General features: G+C 43.7%; 14 protein-coding genes. 9 read left to right on the plus strand and 5 right to left on the minus strand.

What is annotated here, in order from left to right; translation table 11 throughout:
• The first annotated feature begins 25 nt into the window (after positions 1-25).
• The 4 genes from AC37HE_RS15135 (at position 26) to AC37HE_RS15150 (ending at position 3,102) form a co-directional block, all read left to right on the plus strand.
• Positions 26-421 (plus strand): YchJ family protein, encoded by a 396-nt coding sequence (locus AC37HE_RS15135; RefSeq protein ID WP_500783695.1) that lies wholly within the window; start codon positions 26-28, stop codon positions 419-421.
• 204 nt (positions 422-625) lie between these two features.
• Positions 626-1,405 carry an MlaE family ABC transporter permease gene (locus tag AC37HE_RS15140; protein WP_500783696.1) on the plus strand — a complete coding sequence of 260 codons (780 nt, stop codon included), beginning with the start codon at positions 626-628 and terminating at the stop codon, positions 1,403-1,405.
• Positions 1,406-1,414: 9 nt separating this feature from the next.
• On the plus strand, positions 1,415-2,143 hold the full coding sequence (locus AC37HE_RS15145) for an ABC transporter ATP-binding protein (protein ID WP_500783697.1): 729 nt from the start codon (positions 1,415-1,417) through the stop codon (positions 2,141-2,143).
• Between the two features lie 11 nt (positions 2,144-2,154).
• Positions 2,155-3,102: an MlaD family protein gene (locus AC37HE_RS15150; RefSeq protein WP_500783698.1), complete on the plus strand. Its 948-nt coding sequence runs from the start codon at positions 2,155-2,157 to the stop codon at positions 3,100-3,102.
• A gap of 38 nt (positions 3,103-3,140) precedes the next feature.
• Here the strand turns inward: AC37HE_RS15150 and tal are convergent, their stop codons facing one another.
• Positions 3,141-4,097 (minus strand): transaldolase, encoded by a 957-nt coding sequence (gene tal / locus AC37HE_RS15155; protein WP_500783699.1) that lies wholly within the window; start codon positions 4,095-4,097, stop codon positions 3,141-3,143.
• A gap of 292 nt (positions 4,098-4,389) precedes the next feature.
• Here tal and AC37HE_RS15160 point away from each other — a divergent pair, with 292 nt between their 5' ends.
• Positions 4,390-5,814 carry a hypothetical protein gene (locus tag AC37HE_RS15160; RefSeq protein WP_500783700.1) on the plus strand — a complete coding sequence of 475 codons (1,425 nt, stop codon included), beginning with the start codon at positions 4,390-4,392 and terminating at the stop codon, positions 5,812-5,814.
• A 149-nt stretch (positions 5,815-5,963) separates the two neighbouring features.
• On the opposite strand, the gene AC37HE_RS15165 is transcribed toward AC37HE_RS15160, so the two are convergent.
• Complete coding sequence (locus AC37HE_RS15165; RefSeq protein WP_500783701.1) at positions 5,964-8,408, minus strand: helix-turn-helix domain-containing protein; 2,445 nt, start codon at positions 8,406-8,408, stop codon at positions 5,964-5,966.
• 398 nt (positions 8,409-8,806) lie between these two features.
• Here AC37HE_RS15165 and AC37HE_RS15170 point away from each other — a divergent pair, with 398 nt between their 5' ends.
• From AC37HE_RS15170 to lplA, 3 genes are all read left to right on the plus strand, one after another.
• Positions 8,807-8,992 carry a hypothetical protein gene (locus AC37HE_RS15170; protein ID WP_500783702.1) on the plus strand — a complete coding sequence of 62 codons (186 nt, stop codon included), beginning with the start codon at positions 8,807-8,809 and terminating at the stop codon, positions 8,990-8,992.
• Between the two features lie 111 nt (positions 8,993-9,103).
• Complete coding sequence (locus AC37HE_RS15175; protein WP_500783703.1) at positions 9,104-9,295, plus strand: cold-shock protein; 192 nt, start codon at positions 9,104-9,106, stop codon at positions 9,293-9,295.
• Between the two features lie 166 nt (positions 9,296-9,461).
• Positions 9,462-10,448: a lipoate--protein ligase gene (gene lplA, locus AC37HE_RS15180; RefSeq protein WP_500783704.1), complete on the plus strand. Its 987-nt coding sequence runs from the start codon at positions 9,462-9,464 to the stop codon at positions 10,446-10,448.
• A 77-nt stretch (positions 10,449-10,525) separates the two neighbouring features.
• Here the strand turns inward: lplA and AC37HE_RS15185 are convergent, their stop codons facing one another.
• The 3 genes from AC37HE_RS15185 to AC37HE_RS15195 form a co-directional block, all read right to left on the minus strand.
• Positions 10,526-10,972, minus strand: a complete 447-nt coding sequence (locus AC37HE_RS15185; protein WP_500783705.1) for a hypothetical protein — start codon at positions 10,970-10,972, stop codon at positions 10,526-10,528.
• A 234-nt stretch (positions 10,973-11,206) separates the two neighbouring features.
• Entirely contained in the window at positions 11,207-11,926 is a 720-nt protein-coding gene (locus AC37HE_RS15190; RefSeq protein WP_500783706.1) for a hypothetical protein, read from the minus strand.
• Between the two features lie 247 nt (positions 11,927-12,173).
• A complete protein-coding gene (locus AC37HE_RS15195; protein ID WP_500783707.1) occupies positions 12,174-12,389 on the minus strand; it encodes a hypothetical protein in 216 nt (71 codons plus the stop codon).
• Between the two features lie 346 nt (positions 12,390-12,735).
• Between AC37HE_RS15195 and AC37HE_RS15200 the strand changes: the two genes are divergently transcribed.
• A partial coding sequence (locus tag AC37HE_RS15200) for a TPM domain-containing protein (protein WP_500783708.1) occupies positions 12,736-13,167 on the plus strand: 432 nt, incomplete at its 3' end.

Here is a 13,167-nt window from a genome sequence, read left to right on the forward strand (position 1 = left end):
AATCACCTGAAAATCCATTGATCCGATGACTAATTTATGCCCTTGTGGCTCACAAAAAGACAAAAACGACTGTTGTCTGCCTATTATCTCCGGAAAAAGGGATGCAGAAACAGCTTTGGAGCTCATGAGATCGCGTTACACTGCTTTCACCTTAGCAGATGGTGCTTACCTGATGCGTAGTCATCACAGCCAAACCCGTCCGGTGAGAGAACGAAAAAGTATGGAAGCCTGGGCTAAATCGGTCCAATGGATGGGGCTGGTTATTTTAGGAGTTCAAGCCGGCGAAGCCCCCGATAACACAGGTTCTGTCGAATTTCGGGCGCTCTATATGGAGGCAGGAAAAATGCAGCAAATTCACGAAAAATCGCTTTTCAAACGGGAACATGGAAAGTGGGTTTACTTCTCGGGAACACATTTGTAATCGACCTTTCAGAACGAATTTCGCTGCTACATAAAATTTATTAATTAGGTGTGAGGAATTCAATTCTTAGATCTTGTTAATGAGTGTTTTGCTTGAAAAGTAGCAACTTCCTCCTTTTTTACTTTCCGAATTCATTGGAACGAAGAGTTATTTTCTCCCGTAAATATGTTTAGACTAAATCAGTCGGCTTAAAACGGGAAGAATATGGAAAACCCAAATACCAATGAATCGCTGAATCATTTCTTTGTAGAAATCGGTAATATGGTGCTGTTTACCCGCAATGTCGGGCAACAGTTTTTCAGTGCTCCTTTTGAGTACCGCGAACTGATTAAACAAGGTTACTTCATTGGTGTTAAGACGCTTCCTTTAGTTGTCATTACGGCCTTTATTATGGGGATGGTGCTTACACTGCAATCGCGCCCGGTTTTGATGGACTTTGGAGCGGTCACTTTATTACCCGGAATGGTTTCGGTGTCATTTATTCGTGAGATTGGCCCGGTGATTACCGCCTTACTTTGTGCAGGCAAAATTAGTTCCGGCATAGGGGCCGAATTAGGGGCCATGAAGGTAACCGAACAGCTGGATGCCATGGAGGTTTCAGGTACAAAACCCTTGAATTTTGTGGTTGCAACCCGGGTTATTGCAACCACTCTGCTTGTACCGATACTAGCGTTCATTGCTGATGCTATCGGCTTACTGGGGTCTTATCTGTCCATCAAGATGTACGAGCCCATGTCTTTTGTCTTGTTTATCTCGCAAGCGTTCGATTCGCTTCGTTTTTACGATATTATCCCGGCAACCATCAAAACGGTCTTCTTTGGTTTCTTTATCGGTCTGATTGGCTCATATAAAGGTTATACAACCGGCCAGGGAACCGAAGCAGTGGGTATGTCGGCTAATGCAGCGGTGGTGAGTGCATCGCTGGCGATCTTTTTGATTGATTTGATTGCCGTACAGCTTTCAAATCTGATTTACGGACTTTAATTGATGCAGATGGAACCGGTTATTGAAGTCAAACATTTGGTCAAAGCTTTTCAGTCGAATCGGGTACTGAACGATATTAGTTTCAGTCTCGAAAAGGGAATGAATATGGCTGTTTTAGGCAAATCAGGTGTCGGTAAATCGGTTTTAGCAAAGTGCATTGTTCGGCTGATTGATCCGGATGAAGGTGAGATCCACGTGTTGGGAAAGAATATGCTTACGATGGATGCCATTCAACTGGATGAAGTCAGAAAGCGAATCGGCTATATTTTTCAGGGAGGAGCTTTATACGATTCCATGAATGTACAGGAAAATCTGGAGTTTCAGGTGCGTCGTACACGGGAGGAAATGAATAAGGCTGACTTGCGGGGTTTGGTTGAAGAGTCTTTGGAAAATGTCGGGCTGAAGGAAGCTATTCAGAAGATGCCTGCCGAATTATCGGGAGGGATGAAAAAACGGGTCGCGGTGGCCCGAACATTGATCTTTAAACCGGAGATTATTGTGTATGATGAGCCGACTACCGGCTTGGATCCGGTTACTTCGGGTGAGATCAGTGAGTTGATTTTGAGTGTTCAGGAAAAATACAATACCTCGTCCCTGATTATTTCACATGATATGAAATGTATTCAGATGACGGCTAACCAACTGAGGATAATGGCTAACGGAACATTTTATGCCGAAGGAACATGGGCTGAACTATCTGAGAACAGGGATCCTGAGATATGGGGGTATTTTCATTAAAACGCAGAACCATGACGAATTCGAAACATCGAACAACCAAGTTGGGATTACTGGTAAGTAGCGGACTGCTGCTCTTTGTACTGGCGATCTATTACCTGGGGGCAAAGCAGAATTTATTTACCGATAAGATTACTGTAACCAGCTACCTGCACGATGCAGCCGGATTGATTGAGGGAAATAAAATCCGTTATGCCGGAGTGAATGTCGGAACGGTTTCGGGGGTACGCATTGTAACTGATACAACGGTTTTGGTTACTCTGTCGATTGATAAAAAGGTGCGGGAGTTTATTCGGAAAGATTCGAAGGTAGAGATTGGGCAGGAGGGGATTATGGGCAGTAAATTGCTGCTTATACATCCGGGAACAGCTAGCTCGGGGCGAATTGAAGAAAATGATGTTTTAACCTCGATGCGGGCATTGACGATCGACGACCTGTTGCAGGATGCGAAGAAAGTGATTGAAAATTCCCGTATTGTTTCGGAAAATCTGGCAGAAATCACAGAGAAGGTGAATCATGGGAATGGGGACCTGGCAATTTTACTGAACCAGAATACCATTACACCACAGATAAAAGCGGTCAGTGAAGAGCTGATTGCCGTAGCTAAAAGTGCCAATGCTTTAATTGATAAGGCCAACAATGGAGATGGCGACCTGGGGCGGATGCTGAATGATACCCTGATCACAACAAATGCAGTTGAATTATTGGATAATTTCGATTCGGTAGCCGAGGAGGCGGCCAATCTATTTGTTATGCTTCAGCTGTTTGCCGATAACCTGAACACTGGTGGCGGATTGGTTCAAACCTTATCAAGTGATAGCACCGTTAAGCTTCAGATTGATTCAACTATTGTCAATCTGAATGACGGAATCGATGAAATTGAGAAAACAGCCCAGGCGATTCGCGAAAGTTGGATCCTGAATATCTTCCCCGGACGGAAAAAGAAAAAGCAGACTCCCTAAAGAATCTGCTTAATCGCTTTTATAACGGTTGGAATCGCTTATAATTTTGCTTTGATCTTGTTTTCCAGTTTAACGATGTCGGCAGCAAACTTACGGATACCTTCAGCCAGTTTTTCCGTCGCCATGGCATCTTCGTTCATCATCCAGCGGAATGTTTTTTCATCCAGCGTGATCTTCGGTTCGTTATAATCGGCCAAATCATCCGCATTCAGCTTTTGCACCAGTTTCCCTTCCATCCCGGCAAGCTCTTTCAATAGTTTTGGAGCTATCGTCAGCAAGTCACTACCAGCCAACTCAATAATTTCTTCTGCTTTCCGGAAGCTGGCACCCATCACTTCGGTTTGGTAGCCGTATTTCTTGTAGTATTTATAGATCTCGGTAACCGAGGCCACACCGGGATCTTCCGTTGCCGGAATATCGTCCACACCACGGTCTTTCTTGTACCAGTCGTAAATACGCCCTACAAAAGGTGAAATCAGCTGCACATTCGCCTCCGCACACGCTATGGCCTGTGCTTTGCTGAAAAGTAAAGTCAAATTACAGTGAATGCCTTCCTTTTCGACGATTTCAGCAGCTTTAATACCTTCCCAGGTAGAAGCAATCTTGATCAATACCTTTTCTTTGGGAATTCCGACCTCCTCATACAGCTTAATTAACTGACGGGCTTTGGCAACTGTTGCTTCTGTATCGAAGGACAAGCGTGCATCAACTTCAGTAGACACCCGCTTTGGAACGATCTTCAGGATTTCAGTACCGAAATTCACGGCCAGCTTATCCATACAAAGTGACAGTTGTTCTTCTTTTGATCCGCCTTTGGCCTTGGCATAATCCACCGCCTGATCAATCAGCGGTTGATATTGCGGATTGTCGGTTGCAGCTAATATAAGGGAAGGGTTGGTGGTGGCATCTCTTGGTTTAAACTCTTTCATTGACTCAAAGTCGCCGGTATCAGCTACCACGACCGTCATCGTTTTTAATTGTTCCAATAAATTCATGGTATTGTAGTTTTTATATAGCTCATAAAACAGCTCAGCTTTTGGTTGGTTTACAATATTTGTGTTAAGAACTGTTATTACGGAGACGGTTAGTTGCTGTATTAACAATTTAGACAGCAGTTGTAATCCTAATGCTATGAAAAGAAGCCGATTATCGGCCAAAGTGTAAAAATGTCGCTTATTTTATAGCGTTTCGAAGGAACAAAATTTTATTATGCCTGTTAAAATGAGTGAATTTCAATTGGAGTGAGATTCGGAAACCGAGTATGGAAACAACAAAACCATTGATCGCATGTCGAAAACGTTAAGTACAAAGGAAAAATCAGTACACATCAATATCGATTCTAACTATTACGGCTCAATTGCCGAGATTGGCGGTGGTCAGGAGACGGCCCGTCACCTATTTCAGGCAGGTGGTGCCTCCCAAACAGTTGCCAAAACCATTTCAGCATACGATAAAAGTTTTAGCGACCATTTTTACAACCAGGGAAAGCCATCTCGCTATGTCGCCGAAGAGCGGGTGAAAAAGATGGTCGATTACGAATACCAGGAACTGCTGAAGATATTGGATGAAAAGATTGATCAGAAGTTTTTTGCTTTTGCCAACACCGTAGAAACTCTGAATTATACCAAAACGAACCAGGGGAATGGCTGGCTGGGAATTGCTATTGAAGGTACTGACCGGCACAACCCGAATAAGATGTTCATTCATGTAAAACTGCACGAAAATGATACTTTGTTGCAGCAATACAGTTTGGGTACGCTGGGGATCAACCTGATTAACGGAGCTTTATTCGACTGGGAAGATCCTCGGAGGATACTGCTTGCCCTTTTGGATAATTTGGGAACTGATCGGGTTGAAATCGACTATATATTTGTTGAAGGACCGGATTTAGAGTGGGTGGATAACCGAATCCTGAACCTGATGCTGGTTTCAAATAATATGACACCGGCCATCATGTTTGATCCGGATGGTAATGTGCAGCAACCCGGCGATATGCTCTATAAGAAGAATGTATTGCTGATGCGTGGTTATTTCCGTCCGGTGAATAACCTGGTTATAGAGTTTCTGGAAGAAAGTCTGGATGTGTTTAAACGTGACGAAGATTATCGCCCCGATAACACCATCGCCTTTTGTGAGATTTCGCTGAACAACCTGATTCAAGACCGCAAGGTGGATGAAAGTGATTTTCTGCAACGGGTTGATTTACTGAACATGGTAGGGCAGAGCGTTATGGTTTCCAACTTTAGTCGTTACTTTGAGTTGGTGAACTATTTTGGACAGTTTAATATGATCAAACTCCGGATCATTATGGGGATGCCAACCTTCGATATGATCCTGGACAGTTCGCTCTATAAAGATTTAAGAGGCGGGTTACTCGAATCCGTTGGTAAGTTGTTTCACGAGAATGTGAAGCTGTATTTGTTCCCGTTTATTGATACTAAAAGCGGTGATGTTGTTTATCCCGATGAAGAACATTTTAGTGGTTCAAACAAACTGCTGTGGAAGTATTTAAATGAAACTAAAAAGATCTTAATTCTCCAAATACAGTCGGAAGATTTGATTAAGCAAACCTCAGAACATGTTCGCGACCTAATTCGGAATGGTGATGATCGCCTGGCCAATTTCCTTCCCGGGAAAGTCTATGAATTCATTAAGGAACATGAATTGTTCGACTATAATGCGAACAATAAGCAACAGCAGGATATGATTTAAAAATCGATTCAGATAAATACTGTAAGCCTCTATTTTATAGGGGCTTTTTTCATGGAATAAACTGCGGCTATTGTCTTTCGTGTCTCTGAAATTACCCTCAAATGGCTACTCCTGAAACCAATCTCAAAGTATCAAATTTTCATTTCGATCTATTCTGATTTTAACCAGGCCTGAACCATGCGAAGTTCACCAAAACTAAATTCATCGCCCAAGGCATTTTTTGCTTCAGTTAAGCTACTTTCCGGATGCTCCTGCATGTAGTTTTCAATTTGGTCGATCTTCTTTTGATCTAACAGCCGGTTGAGTTCCAGCTCACCACTTTTGATATAGCGTGCCAAATGTCCCTCGATGGTACTTACAGCCATATCGCGTTCCGTAGCAATGCGACCAATGCTGTATCCTTCGAGGAAAAGTTGATAACTGATCTCGTGTGAGGGCTGCTTGGGCTTTTCAATTTCAGGCTCCAGTTGGGTTTGTACTTCTATTTTAAGTTGGTTGTCGCGGGCGTAATCAGCCAATTGCTTTAAGATGGCTGCTCCGTATTGCTTCACCGTTTTTTTACCAATACCCTTAATCCCGAGTAGTGCTTTGCTGTTTCCGGGTAGTTCGTTGACGATGCCTACCAAGGCTTTTTGCGTTAAAATCATGTAGGCCGGAATGTCTCTTTCTTCAGCCAGTTCGCTGCGCCATGCCTGCAGTTTGCGGAATAAAGCCGGGTGTTGGGTGGGAATATTTTGCCCTCTTGAACTCGGCTCTTGTTTTTGTTGTGGTGCAGTTAGCAAGGCCTTCGCACGAACGGGAAGGAACTTCTCAACATCCAGACCGCTTTGACAAAGATCCCAGCAAGCCAACTTCACATGCAGTATTTCATTCATCTTTTGAAGGCGGTTGTTCACATCTTTCTTTACGCCGTGGTTGTCGGTCTCGAAGCTGGCTTCTTTGAGCGTTTCCAGCCACTCCTTTTTCAACTTGTCGTAGTAATAGGCGCTGGCCTTACTAATGCGTTCCTGCAGCTCCTCATTGTGTTCTACATCGTCGCCGTTGGCTGCCAACTGTTGTACTTGTCGCATAAACTTATAGGAAAGCGGGATCATTTCCTGTGTACACTGAGTGCCTATAGCAGCTAGTTTTTCCTGAAGTGTTCCAAGGACTGCGCCAGCATTCTCCTGCAGAATTTTCAGGCCTTGTTTGGCCTGGTATTCGAAGGGTTTCAGGTTGAACAGCTCTTCGAGTAGAGCCAGCTGGTAATTCTTCCGCGATTGTTCCAAATCCTGTTGTTCCGGTTGTTGATCGGCCATTCGGCTGTTAAAGCCGTTTACTTCGCGGTCGCAAATAACCGCCTCGTTCGAGAGCGGACTGCTGAGCACCAGGCCTTCCATACTTTTACAACGGCTCAAGGCTACGTAGGTTTGGCCGTGGGCAAAGGCTGCCTGTGCATCAATAATGGCCCGCTCAAAGGTCAGTCCCTGGCTTTTATGGATGGTGATCGACCAGGCCAGCCGCAGCGGGTATTGCAGGAAGGAGCCTTCAATCTTTTCTTCCAGCTCTTTGGTTCGCTCGTTCAGTTCGTACTTCAGGTTATTCCACAGCAAACGATCTACCGGAATGGCCGCCAAATCGCCGGGACAACGCACCATGATGAAATCCTCTTCAAACGATTCTATGGTGCCAATCTTTCCGTTGTAGAACAACTTATCAGGCGAGCTGTCATTTTTGATGAACATCACCTGCGCGCCTTCTTTCAGTTTCAATTTGCTGGCTGTGGGGTAGGCATGTTCCGGAAATACACCATTCACTTCCGCATCGAAGGAGTGTTCGGTTGTTTCCAGTTTCTCCATTTCTCGCAGGTTAATCTGGTCGGCCGACGCGTTGTGTGTGGTCAGATGAATATAGCCGTCTTCCTTTTTCGGATTGAAATCAGGTTGGTAGCGCTTGTTCAATATTTCGAGCGATTCGCGGGTCAATTTATCCTCCCGTATTTCATTCAGAATTTGAATAAATGAGTCGTCCGATTGCCTGAATATTTGCTTTAACTCAATGCTGATAACCTGCGCTTGCTGAAAGGCTTGACTACCGAAAAAGAACAAGCTGTTGTAATGCGACCGAAGCAGGTTCCACTCGTCGTTTTTAACCACCGGAGCCAGCTGCTGCAGGTCACCGATCATCAGGAGTTGAACACCGCCAAAGGGTTGAAAACGGTTCTTGTATTTCCGCAAAACCCGATCGATGCCATCCAGTAAATCGGCCCGCACCATACTAATCTCGTCGATGATGAGCAGGTCGAGCGAACGGATGATATCAATTTTGCGCTTGGTAAACTTGTGACTGTTCAGCTCCTTTTGCTCTTCGGCTCCTTCGCGCTCGGGCAGAATGGGGCCAAAGGGCAACTGGAAGAACGAGTGAATGGTTACCCCGCCCGCATTAATGGCTGCAACACCTGTTGGCGCTACAACTACAACCCGTTTATAGGCGATTGTTTTCAGCCTTTTCAGGAAGGTTGTTTTACCGGTTCCGGCTTTCCCGGTCAGGAAGATATTGCGGTTGGTGAAATTGACAAAATTCCAGGCTAATTCCAGTTCTTTGTTGGTAGACATGCAGTTGCGTTTTGCGGCGTTTAATTGATTTCGGCTACAGCGCTAAATTACGAATAATCGGTTAGACCGCAATTCTCCCACAAGTTTCCGGGGCTTATATTCCGGAGGATTAGGTTCCGATTTCGGAGTAATTCGAGGGACGCATTGAATCCGGCTTCGCTGTACTTAGTCGTCGAAATACAACGGGGTATAAGTACCGAAAATACTGTAATAAAATAATTTAACGGTCTTTCGGTATTAATGATTTTATATTGCGTATCTTTGCCGCCTTGTTGAGATATTTTCAACTTAAAAATGGAATTAAGCACTTCATGTTGTCAATCTGGACCTAGAGCTCATTCGAACTTCATTTAATGCAAAAGTAGGTTGGCCAATTGATATAATCTTAAAACAATAATATGGATAAAGAATTTGATTTGAATAAATGGAACGCAGTTGCCGTAAAATTGAAAGCAAAATATCCACAGCTTACAAATGCTGATGTGGTTTGGAGACACGAGTCAAAGTCAGACTTTTACATGATGATTGCAACATCGCTGGGACTGACAAAGCGAGAATTAGAACGACAAATTGAGGAATTATAAAAGTAAAGCGGTCGTTGTAAAATAACTAACTGGCTGAAATCCCTATTTTCGAATTAATTACATTAAATACAATACGTCTGCTAAAGGACGTAAACAATTCAATTTTATATTATGAATAAAGGAACAGTAAAGTTTTTCAATGAAACAAAAGGATTTGGCTTCATTAAAGACGCAGATTCACCCAAAGAGTATTTCGTTCACTCAACCGGATTAAAAGATAATGTTCGTGAAAACGATGAAGTAACTTTTGATCTTCAGGAAGGGAGAAAAGGTCTAAATGCCGTTAATGTAAAACTAGCATAAGCTTACAATATACGCATGTTACCCCAAGCCGTTCGATATTTTCGGGCGGCTTTTTCGTTGGTATCTCAACCCAATAATCGTTGTACTTCAACGGCTTTGGTCCCGCATTGTCTTTGTAAAGGCTTTTGCAGGAATTCTTCTTATTTTTGCCTAAAATTATACAACTATGCTCATTATCGATTCGCCCTCAAACAATGCTTATTTCAATATTGCATCCGAAGAATATTTGCTGAACCGCTATCCCAACGAGGAAATTTTCTTGCTGTATGTGAATGCTCCTTCGGTTATTGTGGGGCGTTTTCAGAATACACTGGCCGAGATAAACCTCGACTACGTCAACCAAAACCAGATCAAGGTGGTACGTCGTTTGTCGGGTGGTGGTGCGGTTTACCACGATTTGGGTAACCTGAATTTCTCGTTTCACACTCGTCACGGGCAGGATGATTTCTCCGACTTTTCGCGCTTTACCCGTCCGGTAGTTGATTTGCTGAACAGCCTGGATGTGCCGGCGCGGCTTGAAGGTCGCAACGATTTGCTGGTCGATGGCAAGAAGTTTAGCGGTAATGCCAAGCTGGCCCGAAACGGGAAAATGGTGCAACACGGAACCATCCTGGTGAATTCGGAAATGGCAGTGCTGAGCGAGGTGTTGAAAATTAACCCGCTGAAATTCCGCGATAAGGCTGTGAAATCGAACAGGGCACGCGTTACCAACCTGATTGAATACCTGCCCGAAGGAACGACACTGGAACAGTTTAAAGCCCGGCTGATTGAACAGATGCTGCAAACGGGTGGGGAAGCGGCCCGTATTCACCTCTTGAGTGACAACGAAATTGCCGGTATTGAGCAGCTGGCAGCCGAAAAATACAGTACCTGGGACTGGAACTTTGGGGTTTCGCCGGCTTACGATTTCAATAAGGCCATTAAGGTGCCGGCAGGTTTTATCGAGCTGCACCTCGATGTAAAAAAGGGAATGATTCAGAAAGCCAAAATCTTTGGCGATTTCTTTGCCTCGAAACCTATTGAGGAGCTGGAAGAGCGGCTGTACGGTGTTAAGCACGAAACCGAAAGTATTCGTCAACTTCTTGCCAAGCTCGAGTTAAGCGACTATTTTGGTCCGGTTGAGTCGGAGGATCTGCTGGAATTATTTTGTTAGGTTTAAACCGCTCCTTAAAATATGAAGTGTCATCCTGAACTCGTTTCGGGATGACGGCTATTCAACTTTTTCCATGCTTAAAACAGAAACATTGTACGCGTTTGTCCATCGGGAATACCAATGATGTTATTGAGGTAATCTTCGTGTTTTTGCATGGTCCCTTTCGAAATGTATCCTACGCCATACGGCATTTTTGTTCCCCATGCACCCGATTCAATCATTTTATCGAAGGAGCTTACCACCACCAGCGTATGCGAGCCAACCGTGATCACACAGTGGTCGTATGATTTTGCTTCTGTCAGTGCCTCGGCCATATTTTCCTTCGTTAGCGTAATCGTTTTTTTTGCTTGTTTCCCGGCAATGGTATTGAACGACTCAATGGGTAAATAGTGACTCAGCTTGTCCTGATCGTAGTTGACAAAATCCTTTGTTAATTCGCGGATGGGGGTATCCCGGGTTTCCTGTGCTATGGCTGTTGAAACTAAGCAGCTAACTGCCAAAATGAGGTAAATAATTTTTCTCATAGTTTTTAATTTATCCTTTAGTTAGAATGACGTTTCGTCAGCGAATGAGCCTGTTGGCTCAATTCAGGATGTTGAAGCTATATAATTTAATTGAAACTAAAAAGGGAAAAATCCGGACAAAAAGGGGAGGGTTATGCTGGTGGACTAAAGCGCTTTACTGGCCTAAAAAAAAGCCCCGTTTCCGGGGCCATTTTAAACCTACTTGTGATATAAATATCACGATCGCAACTAGACTTATGGCACAATTTGACCATCTTCAGTACTGCCGCTATCCGCTTCATCCATGATGTCTTCTTCATCTTCATCGATGGCATCTTTCGAACCGTAAATCACATAGTCGTTATAATACGCCTCGTTTGTGCCATCCCAAATCTTTTTTCCAACCTCGCAGGCTTCAGCGATCAAACTGTAAATTTCATTGGCCATTTCCTCGCGTTCAAACGATTTAGCTTCCCGAGTCGACATAATTTGACGTTGTGCATCAATGGCATCGTCTAAAAAAGAGCTGGTGGCATCAATCTCGTCAAGCATTGCTTCGGTGATATTTCGGGTAGAGAGTTTCTCGAGCATTGTACGGCAAGTTGTTGTAATATGCGACGAAAGGATAATGAGGTCTTGTTCTTTCATCGTTTGTACTTTTCCAAAGCGAAGGGAACGATATTCAACAGATTTCTCGCCTAAGGCCAGCTTGGCGCGAAAACGAAGATTAATTAACTGGTCGATCAGGCTTTCCAATGATTTCTTTTTACTTTCAGTTTTCAGCATTTGTTGTCCTAACCAATAATCGTCAGAGGGTAGACGTCGAAATTCTCCGACTTTATTCTTCAGGTCTGAGCGAAAAATATCATCATAACCTAATTGGGAAAATTCAGTTGCATCGCGCTGTAAAAGATTGTCAATTCGGTCGCCTCGTTGTGTTAGCGTACCAAAACTAAAATTGAAGTTTGTAGTCATCGCGTTATCATTTAATTATTACTAAGTCTGATATTATGATACAAATTACGGCTCTTGAATTAAAAATGGAAGCCAGTACTTATGTTGTTTTGATGCTGTTTAACACATGTTGGAAATGTCGGTTGTCTTCATTTTATGCATGGTGACGGGGATTTACGTCGTTTAGTCTGACAAAAACAAAGTGGTCTGAGTTGAATTCGGGGTATTCGCTGCTATATTTCTCATTTTTCCTTCTTTTACAGATACTTTAAGCTCTTTCAACCAACTTTGAGAGGTAGATGAGGCTACCAGATTGGTAAATGACCTTACCAGACAGGTAAATACGGTTACCAGAGAAGTAAATACCTCTACCAGAAAGGTAAATGAGGCTACCAGAGACGTTGGTAGGGTAAAAAGCAAAGTTGACAGCCAAACCGACAAAGTCGTCGTTTTTACCGACAAAGTTGGTGACTTTACCAAGCATTTTAGCTATATGACAATAGCTTTTTGTTGATAATTCCGCGTTAGAATATATGATTAACAGAATGTGTTCTGCGAAGGATTTGGTAAGTTTATTGTGTATTTGGACAACAGGGCGTTGCCCTGCCCTGATGCTATTGCACCTTTGGTGCAGGATGCTTGAAGGCTCATTTTGTTTAAAGATGGAGGTTTCTTCAAGGTCGAGATGGAAGGGGACAATAAGACCCAACGCGGAGAACTGAATAGGCCAACGGCCTTATAGCAATAGCCCGCGGCAATGCCGTGGGAATACGAACCAAACAAAGGTCTTTGCTCTGAAGGAGCAAGAGCTACAAACGAACTGAACGACTATGAAGCTAAAACAAATCTTGATTCTGTTGCCCTTGGTGCTAATCACACTGCAAGGCTATTCGCAAACAAAAAAGTCATCCACGCTCCCTCATTATATCGGTTGGGTGAACGACTTCGAGGGTATTTTCACCGAGAGTCAGATCGCTAGTCTCGACTCGTTAATTGCGACACATGAGAAAGCTACGACCAACGAAATAGCCGTGGTAACTATAGCCAGTTATAAACCCTATGAAAGTTTATTTGATTACGCATACGAGCTGGCCGAAAGCTGGGGTGTGGGGAAGGCAGGCAAGAACAACGGAATTTTGGTCGTTTTTGGGAAGCAAATCCGTCAAATCCGGATAATGACCGGTTACGGACTGGAAGAAAAGCTGAAAGATGAAGAAGCCAGACGGATCGTTGACGGGACCATTATCCCGGAGTTTAAAAAA

The organism is Mangrovibacterium sp., from assembly GCF_059905295.1.